This is a genomic window from Paraeggerthella hongkongensis, from assembly GCF_003726035.1.
GTDB classification, from domain to species: domain Bacteria; phylum Actinomycetota; class Coriobacteriia; order Coriobacteriales; family Eggerthellaceae; genus Paraeggerthella; species Paraeggerthella hongkongensis.
On record NZ_QICD01000023.1, the window covers coordinates 20,393 to 37,446 of the forward strand.

Annotated in this window: 16 protein-coding genes and 1 pseudogene; 4 read left to right on the top strand and 13 right to left on the bottom strand. The window is 60.9% G+C overall.

The window, feature by feature from the left end; translation table 11 throughout:
• Window positions 1–2 precede the first annotated feature (2 nt).
• A complete protein-coding gene (locus tag DMP08_RS09715) occupies window positions 3–872 on the bottom strand; it encodes an HAD family hydrolase (RefSeq protein WP_123192699.1) in 870 nt (289 codons plus the stop codon).
• Between the two features lie 82 nt (window positions 873–954).
• Between DMP08_RS09715 and DMP08_RS09720 the strand changes: the two genes are divergently transcribed.
• Together DMP08_RS09720 and queA are read left to right on the top strand one after the other, a co-directional pair.
• Window positions 955–1,746 (top strand): epoxyqueuosine reductase QueH, encoded by a 792-nt coding sequence (locus DMP08_RS09720; protein ID WP_123192700.1) that lies wholly within the window; start codon window positions 955–957, stop codon window positions 1,744–1,746.
• A gap of 128 nt (window positions 1,747–1,874) precedes the next feature.
• The gene (queA, locus tag DMP08_RS09725) at window positions 1,875–2,960 is read left to right on the top strand and encodes a tRNA preQ1(34) S-adenosylmethionine ribosyltransferase-isomerase QueA (protein WP_123192701.1); all 1,086 of its coding nucleotides are present in this window, start codon (window positions 1,875–1,877) and stop codon (window positions 2,958–2,960) included.
• A gap of 165 nt (window positions 2,961–3,125) precedes the next feature.
• On the opposite strand, the gene DMP08_RS09730 is transcribed toward queA, so the two are convergent.
• From DMP08_RS09730 to DMP08_RS09770, 9 genes are all read right to left on the bottom strand, one after another.
• Complete coding sequence (locus DMP08_RS09730; protein ID WP_102375198.1) at window positions 3,126–3,329, bottom strand: cold-shock protein; 204 nt, start codon at window positions 3,327–3,329, stop codon at window positions 3,126–3,128.
• Between the two features lie 165 nt (window positions 3,330–3,494).
• Window positions 3,495–3,989 carry a hypothetical protein gene (locus DMP08_RS09735; protein ID WP_123192702.1) on the bottom strand — a complete coding sequence of 165 codons (495 nt, stop codon included), beginning with the start codon at window positions 3,987–3,989 and terminating at the stop codon, window positions 3,495–3,497.
• A 1-nt stretch (window position 3,990) separates the two neighbouring features.
• Complete coding sequence (locus DMP08_RS09740) at window positions 3,991–5,673, bottom strand: FAD-dependent oxidoreductase (RefSeq protein WP_211328426.1); 1,683 nt, start codon at window positions 5,671–5,673, stop codon at window positions 3,991–3,993.
• Between the two features lie 251 nt (window positions 5,674–5,924).
• On the bottom strand, window positions 5,925–7,424 hold the full coding sequence (locus DMP08_RS09745) for a helix-turn-helix domain-containing protein (protein ID WP_123192703.1): 1,500 nt from the start codon (window positions 7,422–7,424) through the stop codon (window positions 5,925–5,927).
• 187 nt (window positions 7,425–7,611) lie between these two features.
• A complete protein-coding gene (locus DMP08_RS09750; RefSeq protein ID WP_123192704.1) occupies window positions 7,612–8,112 on the bottom strand; it encodes a hypothetical protein in 501 nt (166 codons plus the stop codon).
• A 97-nt stretch (window positions 8,113–8,209) separates the two neighbouring features.
• Window positions 8,210–9,274 carry a Holliday junction branch migration DNA helicase RuvB gene (ruvB, locus tag DMP08_RS09755; RefSeq protein WP_123192715.1) on the bottom strand — a complete coding sequence of 355 codons (1,065 nt, stop codon included), beginning with the start codon at window positions 9,272–9,274 and terminating at the stop codon, window positions 8,210–8,212.
• A 39-nt stretch (window positions 9,275–9,313) separates the two neighbouring features.
• Window positions 9,314–9,904, bottom strand: coding sequence for a Holliday junction branch migration protein RuvA (ruvA, locus tag DMP08_RS09760; protein WP_123192705.1), 591 nt, complete (start codon window positions 9,902–9,904; stop codon window positions 9,314–9,316).
• Entirely contained in the window at window positions 9,901–10,524 is a 624-nt protein-coding gene (gene ruvC, locus DMP08_RS09765; protein WP_123192706.1) for a crossover junction endodeoxyribonuclease RuvC, read from the bottom strand. The genes ruvA and ruvC overlap by 4 nt, the downstream gene beginning before the upstream one ends.
• Before the next feature lie 265 nt (window positions 10,525–10,789).
• Window positions 10,790–11,590: a YebC/PmpR family DNA-binding transcriptional regulator gene (locus tag DMP08_RS09770; RefSeq protein WP_123192707.1), complete on the bottom strand. Its 801-nt coding sequence runs from the start codon at window positions 11,588–11,590 to the stop codon at window positions 10,790–10,792.
• Between the two features lie 236 nt (window positions 11,591–11,826).
• Here DMP08_RS09770 and bfr point away from each other — a divergent pair, with 236 nt between their 5' ends.
• Window positions 11,827–12,291, top strand: coding sequence for a bacterioferritin (gene bfr / locus DMP08_RS09775; RefSeq protein WP_123192708.1), 465 nt, complete (start codon window positions 11,827–11,829; stop codon window positions 12,289–12,291).
• A 299-nt stretch (window positions 12,292–12,590) separates the two neighbouring features.
• Window positions 12,591–13,757 (top strand): phosphoglycerate dehydrogenase, encoded by a 1,167-nt coding sequence (locus DMP08_RS09780; protein ID WP_123192709.1) that lies wholly within the window; start codon window positions 12,591–12,593, stop codon window positions 13,755–13,757.
• A gap of 110 nt (window positions 13,758–13,867) precedes the next feature.
• On the opposite strand, the gene DMP08_RS09785 is transcribed toward DMP08_RS09780, so the two are convergent.
• The 3 genes and pseudogenes from DMP08_RS09785 to DMP08_RS09795 all read right to left on the bottom strand — a co-directional run.
• Window positions 13,868–14,788 carry a diacylglycerol/lipid kinase family protein gene (locus DMP08_RS09785; protein WP_123192710.1) on the bottom strand — a complete coding sequence of 307 codons (921 nt, stop codon included), beginning with the start codon at window positions 14,786–14,788 and terminating at the stop codon, window positions 13,868–13,870.
• Window positions 14,789–15,010: 222 nt separating this feature from the next.
• Window positions 15,011–16,501, bottom strand: coding sequence for an APC family permease (locus DMP08_RS09790; RefSeq protein ID WP_123192711.1), 1,491 nt, complete (start codon window positions 16,499–16,501; stop codon window positions 15,011–15,013).
• A 179-nt stretch (window positions 16,502–16,680) separates the two neighbouring features.
• Window positions 16,681–17,054 (bottom strand): annotated as a pseudogene (locus DMP08_RS09795) (putrescine carbamoyltransferase); the annotation flags it as partial.

Sequence of the window (17,054 nt, forward strand, 5' to 3'; positions counted from 1 at the left end):
GACTATCCCTCCACTCCGTTGATCGAAAAGCCCGCCGCAGAAACGGCCGCGTCGGCCGCAAGCGCATCGGGGCAACCGTTCGAGGCAAGAGCTTCATCCCGCGCAGCCATCGAAACAAGCCCCGCCTCTATCCCCGTTGCAGGATCGGCGCAAACGGGCAAGGACTCCGCCCAATCGGCGAACGCCTCGAGCGTTCCGTTTCGAACGGAGCTCACGTCGAATTCGATCGGGTCGAGCAGCAGATCGGTCACCAAGAACGCATCGGCTCCCAAGCCCATGAACGCCAAATCCTCTTTCGTGTTGTTGCCCACCATGAGCACATCGCTTCCAGACACCCCAAGAGCAGCCAGGTTCTCGGCGTAGTACGCCAGCTTCGGCTTCACGGACGTCGAGTTCTCGAACGAGGTGATGCGCGAGAACAAGGCGGGGTCCACGCCGGCCCATTCCAACCGCCATTCCACCGCGCGGCGGGGGAACATGGGCATGGTGGTCAAAGCCAGCGGGTAGCCCTTGGCCGCAAGCGCGTTCACCGCGCGCGCCGCCGCAGGGCTGGGGACCACATCGTTGCCGATCGCACCGAACTCGCGATCGTAAAACGCCGCCAACTCCCCTTCCCAATCCGCCGCGTCTCGATCGACGCAAGCAAGGAACCCTTCCCAAAACGCATCGGAGTTGGGGCGAGCGTCGTCATGAGCGGCCATGGCCTTGATGCCGGCCTTCATGCCGGCGGAAAAATCCTGGGGAGCCACGCCGAAGCGCGCCACGTACGCGCCAAGCGACTGAAAGTACGCCTGCATGAACCCGTCAAGCTCCATAGGAAGCAGGGTTCCGTCAAGATCGAAGCAGATCGCACGGTAAAAACGGTTCGCCATTGCGAAATTCCTTTGCTCAAATGATGGATGAATGCCTAGCGTGGTAGTATAAGCCACGTTTGCGAAGGAGCTCTGAAACCCGATGAAACTACTACTTCACGCCTGCTGCGGCCCGTGTTCGCTCGAGCCCGTTCGCCTGCTGCACGAAGCAGGACACGACCTTACCATATATTACGCGAACTCGAACATAGCGCCGGATGCAGAATACAGCCGACGCCTGGACGCGCTGCTCGCATGGGCAAAAGAAGAGGACGTCGCGGTCATGGAAGGCCTTCGCGCGCCGTGCGCATGGGAGGCATCGGCCGGACGAATCGGCGAAGAAGCCCTCTCGGAAGCACGCGAGAGCCTTGCTGCTTCGTCGGACGGAGCCAGGCCCCTTCCCCTTGCCATCGACCCCGCCCGCCGCATGGAGCGCTGCCGCGCATGCTATCGCCTGCGCTTCGAGGAAACCGCGCTCGTTGCCGCAGCGCACGGATTCGACGGCATCGGCACGACGCTTTCCGTAAGCCCGTACCAGTACACCGAGATCATTCACGAAGAGCTTTCGAGCGCGGCCGCACGCTTCGGCGTAAGCGCGGTGTTTCGCGACTTTCGCCCCTATTACGACGAGGCCACGCGCAGAAGCCGCGAAGCGGGCATGTATCGCCAAAACTACTGCGGCTGTCGTTTCTCAGCAGCCGAAGCAGAGGCCGAACGATCCGAACGGAAAGCCGCCCGGAAAGCCGATCGCGCAGCGCATGCGGCGGAACGGGAGGCTGCGGAGGCCGAGCGAACGGCAAAACGAGCAGAACGGCTGGCCTACGACGAAAAGCAAGCTCGAAAACGAGCCGTCCTGAAAGCGCTGCGCACGCAGGAAAAGGACGCCTCGCAGTAGCTTGCGCGCAAAAGCGCACCGAACGAACCCTTGGCGAAAACCGACCGTCAAGTCGAAACAACGCCTATAATAAGATGCTTTGAAACACGCATCGACGTCTACACGAACGCCGCGAAGGAACCGCACGCATGAAAACTTCCGATTTCGACTACAACCTACCTCCCGAACTGATCGCTCAAGAACCCGCCGCCGAACGCGACGGATGCCGCATGCTCGTCATGGATCGCGCAACCGGGGCGCTGGAGGACCGCATCTTCCGAGACATCGCCGAGTACTTGCGTCCAGGCGATTTGCTCGTAGCGAACGAAACGCGCGTCATGCCCGCCCGCCTGCTGGGTGCCAAGCGCGGAACCGGAGGCGCCGCCGAAGTGTTCCTCTTGCGCGAAATAACGGGACGCGAGCCGCGCACGAACGCAAGCGCGCTTTGGGAGGTCCTGGTGCGACCGGGAAAACGCTTGAAGCCGGGCACGGGCGCCACGGTCGACTTCCTTGATCCGGATGGCAACGTCGCGCTTTCCGCAGAAATAGTCGACTGGGCCGAAGGCGCTCAGAAAGGCGAGCGCCTCGCTCGCCTGACCACAACGCTGCCTTCCCTTGATGAGGCGCTGCATGCCGTAGGGCACACGCCCCTGCCTCCTTACATCAAGAACTACGCCGGAGACGAAGAACTGTACCAGACCGTCTACTCCCGCCGCGAGAGCTCGGCAGCTGCCCCTACTGCCGGTCTGCATTTCACGCCGGAGCTCATCAAGCACTTGAAAGAGCAGGGCGTTCGCTGGGAAACCGTCGAACTCGAAGTAGGGCTGGACACGTTTCGCACCGTCGACGAGGACGACCCTGCGCAACACGTCATCCATACCGAATTCTACACGGTCCCCGAGCGCACGGTGGAGGCTATCGCCGAAACGCGTCGCCAAGGCGGGCGCGTCGTAGCCGTGGGAACCACCAGCGTCCGCAGCTTGGAAAGCGCCTGGAACCCGCAGGCCGGTGCCGTTACGCCGCGCGAGCGCGAGGCAACCTCGCTCTACCTGCTGCCGGGATCCGAGTTCCACGTGGTAGACGCCCTGGTCACGAACTTTCACGTACCGAAATCCACGCTCATGATGTTGGTATCCGCCTTCTCCTCGCGCGAAAACGTCATGGCGGCATACGAACACGCAATCGCCGAGCGCTATCGCTTGCTTTCATTCGGCGACGCTATGTTCATCCAATAGCAAGCACGGATTCGACGGACCGCACGCTCTAACGACGCGGTCCGTCCTCCATTAGCAGTTCGGGCGCCGCACGCCAGTCTGCAAACGTCGGCCAGTCCGATCAAACACCAAAAAAATGGCCCCGCGTCTTGCGGGGCCATTTCAGCATTCTATAAGTTAGTCTGCTTATGCCTTCGTCACGTTGCTGGCCTGGAGCTTGCCGTTCTGACCGGTCGTGACGTCGAACTGCACTGCAGCACCTTCGTCAAGGGTCTTGAAGCCGTCCATCTTGATCTCAGAGAAATGCACGAAGAGGTCTTCGCCATCATTCTGGGAGATGAAGCCATAGCCTTTTTCGGGGTTGAACCACTTAACAGTACCTTCCGCCATTTTAAATCCTCTTTCCTCTTCCCGATCCCTCGAGAAGGTAACACTGTGTGCTGCATGGCCGCAACACTCGCCCTCACCTCGAGGGCACATGTCTACTATACGCTATGGAACAGTGAAAAGGTCCGGGAATCTTCTTTTAGCGCCTTTTTTACCGTTTCGTTGATCTCAAACGAGCGACTCGCATAATCTCAAAGCTTCCGCGTACGATTCGCGATAAGCAGAAATCTCCTTTTCAAGCTCCGCAAGCGCAGTCTCCTCCATGCATGCGAATCGTGCTTCGTCCAGATTCGCGAACGAACTTGAATCAAGGCATTCGCGCAGCGCTGCTTCAGCATTCTGCAGGGGGCCTACGCGAAAACCGCGCAAGGACGCTGCATGCAGAACGGCCCGACGCGCCTCGTCGACGCCTTCTTCCACGGCCTCTGCTTGAACCAAAGCGCTTCGGGCTTCAGCCAGCCGATCGTCTGCTTGCTCCAGCAAAGACTTGCATGTCTGGAAACTCTCAGCCTGCCTCACGACGCTTTCAGCCTGTTTAGCCCGCACGAGAGAACGTCCCTTTTCCTCCATGGCGGGCAATGCATCCACCAGCTCCTGCAAGCGGGAAAACGCCTCGTCCACTTGAGCTTCGCATGCAGCGCAACGCTGCGAATCGCCTGCCATGCTAAGCGCCGATCTCCTGGTACACGCCGGCAAGCTGCTCGCCAAGGCACTTGCCTTCGACAAGGCATCGACCGTGGCTGTTGCCCTGCACGTTGATGGGATAGTCGTACGCGTACATGTCGCCGGAGCAGTTGCCGATGGCGTACAAACCCTCGACAGGCTGATTCTCGGCGTTCAGAACCTCGAAGTTATCGGAAACGTGGATGCCGCCGACAACGGCCAGCAAACCGGGGGCCACCATGCATGCCGTAAAGGGCCCTTCTTCGATAGGGTAGAGGAAGTGGCTCTCCTTGTAGAAGTCCGTATCCTCCCCTTCCTTGCAGCGCTTGTTGTAACGTTCGACGGAAGCCAAGAACTCGTCCTTGTCGACTTCCATCATTTCGGCCAGCTCTTCAAGCGTGTTCGCACGCTTGAAGTAGGCAGGCGTCTTCTCAAGCCCGGACTCGACGCCCTTCGCATGGGAGTCGACGGCTGCCTGGTAGTCCGTGCCGTAAGCGCGGAAGCTGTCCCAAAACATTCCGCCGCCGTACTGAAGGCTGTCCAGCAGGTCGGTTTGCCAATTCGCATCGAACACCGACCAGGCGTGGTCAGAGCCACCGTTCACCATCACGCCCACGCACTTGCCCTGGACCCAAGTAGCCTCGTTCATGAAGCGCTTTCCTTCCGGATTCACGAACAGGAACGGGCCGTGGAACGTAGCAGCTGCCTGCGGGTGCATCATCGTAGGCCAAGGACCGTCCTGGAAAGCACCGCCGGCCCAGGCGGCCATGTTGTGCCCGTCGCCCACATTGCCCTGGTCCGAGCAGAGGCGCGTCATGACCTTTTTGGCAATCGGGGCGAACTCATCGAGATACTCGTCGTTGTAGCTTACGTCGCCGGTAGCCAGCACGACGCCCTTGCTGACATTGTACTGCACGTAATCGCCATCTTTATTCTGGCAAACCGCGCCCGTCACCTTGCCGGAATCGTCCTGGACCAACCGCACGGCAGGCATTTCGTACACGAACTGGGCTCCGTGCTTCACGGCCTCGGATTCAAACAAGTACTCAACGAAATCGGCCATGGTGTGCTGCTCGAAAATCTCGCCACCGGCGATCATGTGGTAGCAGTCGATCTCGGGATGCACGACGCTGCGCGACCCCACGGTGACCATGCACTTCGCCCCGTTGCTTTCCGCAAGGTCGAGGAACCAGTTCATGCAACGCTCTGACTCGCGGAACCACTTCGCCACAAGAGACTCACGGCAGCGGTTGCCGCAGGTGGAAACCCAGCGCTCCATTTCGATCGCTTTGTCGAAGCCGATGTTCAGCTTGTCAAGCTCTCGCGAAGCGATAGCGCCGGTACCGCCCACGCCATGACCGTTGAGCATGGCGTCCTTCTCAACCAAAACGACTTTCGCCCCGTTCTCAGCAGCGCTGAGAGCGCAGCACGTCCCCGAATAACCGCCACCGATAATAAGGACCTCGGTATCCACCGTTTCCTTGATCTTGTCTGCGGCAATAGGCTCGGGCTTGATCTCCCACGTGTGCTTTCCCGCTTCGCCCGTTTTGGACGCAGAGTCCTCTGCAGCGGAACCCGCCACCTGCGGGCTGCAGCCCATCACGCCCAACGCCGCAACGCCAGCGGCGCTCAAAGCGGCGCCCTTCAGCAAGTTTCGACGCGAGATGCCCTTCGTCTCTCCCATAACGTTCCCTCCTGATTCGATTCTTGTTCCTTCGCGTTCCATAAGCGGCATTGCCGCGAAACGCATCGAATCTTAAGGTGGGATCGCAGGTGCACGCATCCCATACTTTATGGTGTTCTCAACTGCGACCTGGTCATACGTAAATATCCCCCAAACTATGGGGGGGTGGAATCAAAGTAGACTTTTGCCGCTCGACCGACAGGGCCGGAGTACCGCCTTGCTTTCAGTCGACCTCGGCTCAGAAGCAAAGACTAGTCGAACAGATCGATGAGCTCTTGACGAGAATGCACCCCGGCTTTTCGGTAGATGCTCTTCATGTGATCGCGAGTCGTGTTCTCGGAAATGTAGAGCTTTCGAGAGATGCCGGGAACGTTGTTGCCGCGAAGAACAAGCGAGACGACCTCCCGTTCGCGTTTGCTGAACGGCTCGGAAAGCCCAAGCGCCTCGATGCGAGCATCAAGCAGCAGCCCGATGTCCGAAGAGTCGGGTGCCTCTTTCTGCGTCGAGACAGAAAGCTCGGGTTCGGGATCCAAGGAAACCGCAGGCGTCAAAGGTTCGCTAGCGCCCACCACTGCCATGTCAAACGGAATCGACTCCCCTTGCAAGGCGGTGGAGCTTCGCCGGCTGCGCCTGAAGGAAATGAGGAACAGCACCAGGGACAGAGCGTACACGCAGACGAACAGAACGTTAACGCCCAGGGCGAAATCGTACGCGATGATGGGATTGAGACGAGTTCCCAGAATATCCCCGACGAACATGAACGCAAGCGTTGGCCCTACGCACAGGGCGTACACGTGAACCGCCGGGACGTTTCGCTCGCTTGCGTACACCGCGCACGTAACGATAAGAAGCAAGTTCAAAACCTCGAAGCCGAACAACAACATGCCGACCACTACGGGAGCGTACTGCACGCCAAGAAGCGACGGCAACATGAACGCACCGGTCACCAGAGGGAAGAGAACCTGGTACACGCGCATAGCCTCGAATCCCCGATCGGAAACCAGCTCTATCAGAAGCACGACCGCAGCTGCAAGAGCAAGTCCCGCGATGCCGGCATTCGACGACGCATCCGCCGGAACCGAGAAAAGAGCGGATACGAGTCTCCAGACAAGCCCGATCGCACAGGTACAGAACACGGGCTTCCAAAGATCGCGCACCGTCGACACCGCAAGGGCGCGGGTCATGCGAGGATGAGGATCGGGCAGTCGTATTTCCGCAAGGCTCGCCCGCAACGACACTGCAGCCAGCACGGGAAACACCGCCACCGCGCATGCAATTTGAGCCGCATCGGGAAGCACGCGCATAATAGCCGACAATCCAACCGACAACACGGCGGACAGAGGAATGTAGATAGCCGTGCGGGACGCGCCCTCAGAGGCGAAAAACTGCTGCCACAATGCATAGAAAAAACCTGCCGAGCAGCCAACGAGCATGCCCGACACCCATGAGAAACCGGATAAAGAAACGCCGAAAGAAAACTCGAGATGAAATACGAGAGCACCTAAGCCCAATCCCAAGCCCGCCGCGATGCCGCACAAGGGAGGAAACGGCATACGGAAGCGCTCGATAAGCATCGCGACGAGAACCGCAGCTATCACGCAAACCTGCTGGCATACGCGATATGCGCCATAATCACCGCCCGCGTCCGCGGATATCGACAAGCCGCCGAACATAACAGCCCAAACGAATGCGAAGCCTATATGGTACCAGCGAAGCGATCGCATGAGCGTTTTCGCCTTGTTTATGGACAAGAAGCCCTCCCGAAATCAATCCCCTTTTCACGATATCATAAACCACGATGCCATGACGGCTGCCGATCAAGTCGAAAAAACGGCCTGTTCAAACCGAAACAAGGTCCCGGCGAGGCAAGCCGCCAAGAACCCCACCGCTCGAACGCCTCGACAGAAGCACGCTCCAAGTCAACGCGCACGGGTCGAGTTATTCCCGCTGCCCGTTCGCCTTCTCGACAAGCGGGTCCGCCAGCTCGGCAGGACCCTCGAACCCCATGGCGGCCAAAGACGGCTCCGCAGCCTGCGCCAGCTCGGCATCGACCTCGTCCATGAGCAACGCCAGATCCTCGGGGCTGGCTGGCAGCCCGAAGCCGTATTCGGAAGCTATGGCACGCGCTTGCCCCTCCCGCACGGCAGCAAGCTCGAACTCACCGGCTTCACGTAGGTAACCCGAAGCCAAAAGCAAGCTGCGAGCGATGTACTCGGTAACCCGCGGGTCGACTCCCGATATCTGCATCACCGACGCGATGGACTCAGGAGCGAGCGAGAGCAAAGCCGCCCCATCCATATCGGTGGCTTGGCCTACGGCATCCTCTAACATATCAGCAGCTCGCTTGGGGTCGTGCTCGTCTTTCGCCTTCGTCCAGCTGCGGCGAACGATTTCTGCGAACTGCAAGATAATGCGCATCAAGTAGTCTTGCTCAAGCATGGGGTATCCTTTCAAAACGAAGGGGCGCAACCCACGGCTGGTCGCATCGGCGACTCCGTCGGTTACGAACCGACCTTCGCGCTCCAATCCGCATCCGTCAACCAGTCGGAGCGGGCACTCCAATATGATGGTACGCTCGCTCCGTAGCCTGACGGCCTTTCGGCGTGCGAATCATAAGGCCTTGCTGCATAAGAAACGGCTCGTACACGTCTTCAAGCGTATCGGGGTCTTCCGACAATGCCGAGGCCAGCGTGGTAAGCCCCACGGGACGACCGCCGAACTGCACCGCGAGCAACTCCAGAATGCGGTTGTCCACCGCGTCCAATCCCAAAGCATCCACCTCGAAAAAGCTCAGAGCCTGCGCGGCAACATCCTCGTCGATCACTCCGTCCCCGCGAACCTGCGCCCAATCGCGTACACGCTTGAGCAGGCGGTTCGCCAAACGCGGGGTCCCTCGGCTGCGACGGGCAATCTCCAGCGCACCGTCTTCTGCGATATCGACCCCCAAAATGGACGCGGAACGCTGTACGATGGAACCCAGTTCCGCAGGCGTGTAATACTGGAGCCGGAACACGATGCCGAAACGATCCCGCAAAGGACCGGTCAGCAACCCGGTACGCGTAGTGGCACCCACCAGCGTGAATCGAGGAAGATCCAAGCGAATCGAACGTGCAGCGGGACCCTTCCCCACCACGATGTCGAGCGCGAAGTCCTCCAAAGCAGGATACAGAACCTCTTCCACCATGCGGTTCAAACGGTGTATCTCGTCGATGAACAGAACGTCGCCCTCTTCGAGGTTCGTCAGTATGGCCGCCAGATCGCCCGTACGTTCGATGGCGGGACCGCTCGTCGTCTTGATGTTCGCGCCCAACTCGTTCGCAACCACCGTCGCCAACGTCGTTTTTCCCAAGCCCGGAGGCCCTGAAAACAAGATATGGTCAACCACGTCGCCACGAGCCTGCGCCGCTTCGATCAAAATGGCAAGAGACTCCTTGACTTTCGTCTGTCCCAGGTAATCACCCAAGCGCTTCGGTCTCAGGCTGCGATCGAGCACCAGATCGTCTTCCGTCAGATCAGGTGCGACCGTACGCGCTGCGCCATGCGCGGGCGCGTCCTCGGCCGAGAACACCAGGCCCTCTATTTCGATGTCTTCGCGTGTCATGCCGTCCATTCCGCCTTGCACCGGTAGTCGCGCGCTTCTTTACGCGCCCAAACGCTTCAACGCGTATTGTAGCAGCCTGCCCTCGTCGGCACCTTCGGGCGATCCCTTCAACGCAAGATCAGCTTCCGCCGCCGTAAAGCCCATGGACAAAAGCGCCTCGTGCGCGCCTTTCAGGCTCTCGGCCTGAACCGGCGCGGCCTCGTTTTCATCGAAAAGCCCCGCCAACCCCTGATCAAGAGACCCCTTGAGTTCAAGGATGATGCGGGAAGCCGTCTTTTTCCCCACGCCGGGAATCCGCTGAACCGCCGCGACGTCCTGTGCCGAAATAGCGGAGACCAGCCCGGCCGGCGTGAACGACGAAAGAGCCGCCAAGGCGACTTTCGGCCCCACGCCGCTCACGCTGATCAAGCGCTCGAACAGAGCTTTCTCTTCAAGGGAGAGGAATCCGAACAGAGAAAGCCCGTCATCGCGAACCTGCAGGTACGTATGCACCTCAACAGCAGACCCCGCTTCCGGCAGCTTCGACAAGCTTGCCTGGGACATGCCCACGGCATATCCGACGCCGCTCACCTCGATATACGCCGTCGTTGTAGTCTTTCCGGCAAGCGTACCCTTCAAAAACGCGATCATGCCGTTTCCTTTCCGGAAGATGGCACGGAAAACCGTGCCGGGGCAACATCCGCCGCACGCGTCGGGCAGCTTTCGCGATCCTGCCGAAGCGAAGCGATGCGACCCACCGCCTGCGCGGATCGGGCGCGATCCGCAAAACCCTCGTGAGTGGTGAAGCAGATCGCAGCAGCCAGCGCATCGGCTGCGTGGTCGGGATGGGGAATGTCTTCAAGCGCCAAAAGCTGACGCACCATGTACTGCACCTGGTCTTTTTCGGCAGAGCCTGTTCCCACGACAGCAAGCTTTATCTGGCTGGGAGAAAACTCCCCCACCTGAAGATCTCGCTCGGCGCATGCAACCAACGCAGCCCCGCGCGCCTGACCCGTAGCGAACGCGCTCTGAGTGTTCGAGCCGAACCACACCGTCTCCACGCCCGCGCACATTGGCTCAAAGCGGGCGATAATCGCGCCCATCTGACGATGAATCTTCATAAGACGATGCGCCAACGGCGTATCCTTCGAAGTGGAGATGCACCCGTACGCAACGCAGGAAAGACGCGCCCCACACTGAGACACGATTCCCCAGCCGGTATTGGCTAAACCGGGATCGATACCGAGAATCGTTCGCTGAACCTGCGTCATTTGACCCTTTCCCACCGCGCTTGCGCAGCTACGCGGCCACAAGCGTACCTTTATATAGTACAAACGTATGTTCGTTGCTATCCTATCACAAAACGAAACGAACCGAAGAAAAATATCAAGGCTGACTCGACAAGCGCACAACCCGCCGAACGTTGTCGCATCTAAGACGCAACGGCGTTTCCGCAAGGCCGAATTTCGATCCGAAAACAAAAAAGCCGCCGCAGATGCTCTGATCGCGACGGCCTTGATCGTATGCTTGCGTGCGCTATTCGTCGAGCGCGGCGGCAATCTCGTCGGTGATATCCATGGCGTGGTAGACGTTCTGAAGATCCTCCAACTCCTCCAGCTTGTCCACCAGGCGCATGACCTTTTTCGCATCGGACACGCTCACCGCCGCAGGCGTGGTGGGCTCCATGGTCAGCTCGGCGCCCTTCGTGACGATGCCGGCCTCTTCCAGCGCCTTCTTCACAGCCATGAGATCGGTCGGACCCGTGTAGACGATCCACTCGTCCTCGGCATCTTCGTAATCGTCGCCGCCGGCCTCGGCCACGGCCAACATGAACTCTTCCTCGTCGGCGGCAGCGCCGTTGGGCCTCACCGGATTCTTCTTGTCGCCAGTTTCAACCTCTTTCGCCACCATGATCTGGCCCTTGCGCTCGAACATGAACGCCACCGAGCCCGAGGTGCCCAGGTTGCCGCCGGAATGGCTGAACGCCGCGCGTACATCGGCGGCGGTACGGTTGCGATTGTCGGTCAGCGCTTCGCAGTAGACGGCCACGCCGCACGGGCCGTAGCCCTCGTAGACGACTGTCTCGTAGTTGGCAGAATCCTTGCCCGAACCGAAGGCCTTGTCGATGGCGACCTTGATCTTGTCCTTCGGCAAAGAGTAGCCCTTGGCCTTTTCGATGGCGGCGGCCAGCGACGCGTTGTTGTCGGGGTTCGGGTCGCCACCCTCCTTGGCCGCCACCGTGATGTTGCGCGACAGCTTGGAGAACAAGGCCGAGCGCTTAGCGTCCTGCGCAGCCTTGCGATGCTTTGTAGTTGCCCATTTTGAATGCCCTGACATATGCGTCCCTTCCGATATTGCAATACCAGCCGTTTATTCTAGCACACGCGTCTTATCCCCTGCTCATTTTTGCAGGGTTTTCAAAAACACGGCCGAAAACATCGACCGGTATCAAGATGGCCACAGCACGCCTACGATACCGAACGCAGGCCCGCAGACGCCAGTCGAGTCCATACAATCGTTAAAGACGAGGGTTTTCGACGACCCTCGGCAACATCAACGGAAGGAGCACCGCCGTGAAGGGAAATCAAGAACTCATCCAAGCGTTAAATGACCTGCTCGCCGGAGAGTTGACCGCAATCAACCAGTACATGGTCCATGCCGAAATGTGCGAAGATTGGGGCTACGGAAAGCTTCACGAGAGCTTCGAGAAGCGCGCCATCGCCGAAATGAAACATGCGGAGATGCTCATCGGCCGCATCCTGTTCCTGGAAGGCACGCCCATCGTGTCCAGCCTCAACGACATCAAGATAGGGGCCGGCGTTGCCCAGCAAATCGACAACGACCATGCGGCTGAAATCGACACGGTGCGGAACTACAACGAAGCCATCGTGCTGGCCGGCCAGGTGCTCGACTACGCCACGCGGGACATGCTCATGTCCATCCTGAACGACGAAGACCGCCATGTCGACGAACTGGAGGACATGCAAGACCAGATCGAGCAGATGTCGCTGCAGATCTTCCTGTCCACGCAAAAGTAAGCGGACGTCCCGCCGACGCGCCCGAACCAACCGAAAACGCACGCGAAGAAGCCGCCGTACCGATATGACCGGCGGCTTCTTCGCGCTTCTGCATCCGCGCGCGCCTTCCCCTTCGCGATTCCAACGATCCGAGCATCGCCGAACGTCGGCGTTCGCAACCACTCCACCGGCCTAAAGTGACGCACGCATGGTTTTTATTGACAACCGGAAACGCCGAACGCACTATGGAACCATTGTGCCAAAACCTGCGGCGGTCGGGCGATGAAGCCGCCGCGCTTCACCTTTCGATAGGAGACGCCATGCGCCACATCCACTGCCTGAACAACATTTCCGCCTACGGAACCGATTTGCTGACCGAAGATTACTCCCTGACCGACGACGTATCGCAGGCCGCAGGCGTGCTCGTCCGCAGCGCCGCCATGCATGACATGGAATTCCCCGAAGAACTGCTGGCCATCGCGCGCGCGGGCGCGGGCGTGAACAACATCCCGCTCGCCCGCTGCGCCGAAGCGGGCATCGTGGTGTTCAACACTCCCGGCGCCAATGCGAACGCCGTGAAGGAGCTTGTGCTGTGCGGCATGCTGCTGGGCAGCCGCGGCATCGTGGACGGCATCGCCTGGTGCCGCGAAAACGCCGACGACCCGAACATCGGCAAAGCCGCCGAAAAAGCGAAGAAAGCGTTCGCCGGGCGCGAGATCCAGGGCAAGAAGCTGGGCGTCATCGGCTTGGGGGCCATCGGCGCTCTGGTGGCGAACGCCGCTATCGACCTGGGCATGGACGTCTACGGCTACGATCCGTACGTGTCGGTGGGCGCCGCATGGCGCCTGTCCAGCTCGGTGCGCCACGCAACGAACCTGGACGACCTGCTGCGCGAGTGCGACTACATCACCATCCACGTGCCGGCCATGGAGGGCACCGTCGGGATGATCGACGAGCGCGCCTGCTCGCTGATGAAGGACGGCGCGGTCTTCCTGAACTTCTCCCGCGACACGCTGGTGAACGACGACGCCATGGCGGCAGCGCTGGCCAGCGGCAAACTGGGCGCCTACGTGACCGATTTCGCGAACCCCGTCGTCATGAAGATGGAACGCGCCATCGTTTTGCCGCACTTGGGCGCATCGACCGCCGAAGCCGAGGACAATTGCGCCATCATGGCCGTGCGTCAAACCATGGATTACCTGGAAAACGGCAACATCGTCAACTCGGTGAACTACCCGGCCTGCGACATGGGCCCCTGCCCGGCCGAGGGCGGTCGCGTGGCCGTGCTGCACGCGAACGTGCCGAACATGATCAGCCAGATCACGAACGTGTTCGGCGATGCAGGCGTCAACATCGACAACCTGACGAACAAGGCTCGCGGAGAAGCAGCTTACACCCTGCTCGACCTGGATGCCGCCGCCCCCGAAGCCGCCGTGGAGAAGCTGGCGGCCATCGAAGGCGTGCGTCGCGTGCGCGTGGTGAAGTAGCGTCCGCCCATCCGCCGTCCCGCTGAAAAGCCAGTCGGAAAACCATCGGCCGGCCCTGCGAACCTTGCGGGGCCGGCCGATCTGATAGTGCGGACGCGGACCGCCCGGCTTCACGCCGTGGGCATCAGCACATGCAAGGCGCCTCGGTCCACGGAGATGTCGAACGTGCGCCCGCTCAGGCGTTCGCCGTCCACCTGAGCGGGCGGCGCCTGGTCGAACTCCACGCGCAACGTGCGACAGCGCCGCAGCTCGACCTGCTTGAACCCTACATGCTTGCCGTCCTTGGCGCGCATGAAGATGTACAAAGCGCGCGCAACGCTCACGGGAGGATGAGCAATGCAAACGTCCAAGAGCCCGTCGTCGACGAGCGCATCCGGGCAAATCTTGAATCCGCTACCGTAATACGGCCCGATCTGCACGGCGAACATGATGGACTGCGAATCGACAGCCTTGCCTCCGTCGAAAGAGGCGCGATACCGGTATAGATCAAGATGGTGCAGCAGCTGGTCGACACCGCCTTCCATATACAGCAGCGCGCCCGTCCGCCCCGTGCGCACGCGACGATCCACCGTATCGTGGGCGATGGCGGCGTCCAATCCGAACGAAAGCGTCTCAAGGAACCAATCGTCGTTCACGCGCCCCACGTCCACCGGACGCGCCTGCGCCGCCAGCACCTGCGCGCACGCCTCGTCAACCTTGTGCGACATGCCCAACGTGCGCGCGTAGTCGTTGCCCGACCCCACGGGAACAACGCCGAGCACAGGACGACGATCGAGCGGCCTTCGAAGCAGTCCGCCGGCCACCTCGTGGATAACGCCGTCTCCGCCCAACGCGATCACGGTCGAACAGCCCTCGGCACGCTCGGCGATCTCGGACGCATGCCGCGGGCCCGCCGTGCGAGCGAGAACCACCCGATCCTCGCCCAGCTGCGCGCGCAGGGCGGCCGCCGCCCGATCGGCAGCCGCCGCTCCGTTGCCGTTTTGCGCCGCAGGATTCGCGATCAGCAGAATTGTTCCCTCGGATGGCGACATGAAGATCCTTTCAGCGTTGAGGCGGCGGGATCGAGGCGCCCGCAACAGGATCCATTATAGGCGAAGGGAACCGCGGAAAACCTCCGACAGCGCCCGAAGGCCGTGCAAGCACAAGCCGCAGCGGCGGGATCGAGGCGGTTCAAGGCGGTTCGCCCCAGAAACGAACGCGGCGAGAGAGCACGGAACCCGCGCATCTCCCGCCGCGTCGCAGAGCCCGATCGATCAGCGCGCGAGTTCCAAATCCCGCTCGGCCGCTTCCTGCGGGCCCGCTTCCACCGTCAGGTCAAGGTAGCCGTGAGCCGCATCCCACGCTTCGGGATCGCCGTCAAGAGCCATGCCGCGGTACTCCTCGGTGCGCTTCCGCGCCGACACCACGCGCACGACCTCCCCGATCACCGCGAACACCAGCACGCCGACCAGCATCGGGATCTTCGACAGCTCCTCCTCCGAACCGTTAAGCGGCACGATGGTGGCGATCATCGACAAAATGAGCAGCACGACGGGCACCCAGCACGCCACCGTCGCGGCCACCGTGCCGCCGGGCATCCGGAAGATGCGCGGACGGTTCGGATCCACCTTGCGCAGCTTCAAGAACGCCGGGAACATCGGCATGTAGCAGATCAGCAAAAACACGATGTTCATCGAGAAGAAGATCCAGAAGAACCCGTCCAGGCCAACGGCCGACATGATAGGCGACACCAGCACGAGCGCGCTCGCGATAACGCCGTTCACAAGAGCCGCCCCGGTGGGCACGCCCTTTTTGTTGAGGCGCGCGAACACGCCGGGCATGTTCTTCTTGTCGGCTGCATGGGCCGCCACGTAGTTCACGCCGAACGACCAGCTGATCATGTTGCCGAACAGCGTGACCAGGAAGATAACGCCGATGGCGATGAACAGCAGGCTGCCGTTGCCGGCCATGATGGCCACCGCGTCCATGATGCCCGAATCGAGCGACACCTCGTTGGACGGGATGGCGGCGCCGATGCCGAACGAGCTGAACAGGTAGATGGCCGCAATGGCGATGCCGCCGGCGATGATGGCCGTGGGGATCTGCTTCTTCGGATTCTCCATGTCGTTGGCGAACACGGCGATAGCCTCGAAGCCCATGAAGTTGAACAGGATGATGGACAGATACGTCAAGCTGCTCGCATCCATCGACGGCAGGAACGTAGCCGGGGACATGTCGCTGGCGAAGCCGTTCGTCACGGCGTAGTAGACGCCCAGGCCGCCCACCGACACCGCGATAAGCACCTTCAGCACGGCGGACAAGTTGAGGATCCACGCGGAATCGGACACCTTCGAAAAGCTCATGAACACGACGATCCACACGAACGCCAGCTCGATGGCAAGCGTGGGGACCAAGCCGAGCTCGAAGCCGGTCATCAACGCGATGGTCTCGGGAAACAGGAAGGCGAGCGACGCCATCCACAGCGGGAAGTTAACCCAGTAGTACCAGCTTACGCGACTTCCCCACTTGTCGCCGAACGCGCGGCGAACCCAGTCGGCGATGCCGCCTTCGTCGTCGGCGTACGTGGTTCCCAGTTCGCACACGATAAGGCCGTACGGCATGAGGAACGCAACGATGAGGAAGATCCACCAGAAGAACTGGGAGTTGCCGATGGCGGCGGCTGGAGCAGCCGCTTCGGCGACGAACACGACGCAGATCACCGTGAGGATCGCGTCGATCATGCGAAATTTCTTTTTCTTGGCCATCAGACCATCCCCTTTTTGAGAGCGGGTTGCAGGTTGGCGTAGTCAGTCAGCGAGGGCGGCTGCGGCGTGCGAAATCCGCGGGATGACGAGAGCGGCGCGTACTTTGGCACGCGAGTCCTTGGCATCGCGCGAAGACCGCGTGCCGCAGCCGCCCACAGCGTCGGCTAGCCCGTCAGCCGTCAAGCCGACAGGATGCGGCGCATGCGGGCCTCGGCGGCGTCGGCCACGGCCGCGTCCTCGACGGTCTTCGGGCACAGGTAGGCCAGGATGGCGCGGATGGAGTGCTTGCGGTTCTCGGCCTCCACCCAGCACAGGCTGCGCTCGGGGCTGTCCATGACCTCGTCGGTCACTTCCTCGCCGCGGGTGGCCGGCAGGCAGTGCATGAACTTGGAGTCCGGGCCGGCGAAGTCCATCATCTCCATGTCCACCTGGTACTTGGGGAAGAAGACGTCCATGTAGGACGCGCCGCCCTCCTCCTCGTCGTACAGGCCGTACCACACGTCGGTGTAGACGAAGTCGGCGCCCTTGATGCACTCGACGTCGTCGGAGACCG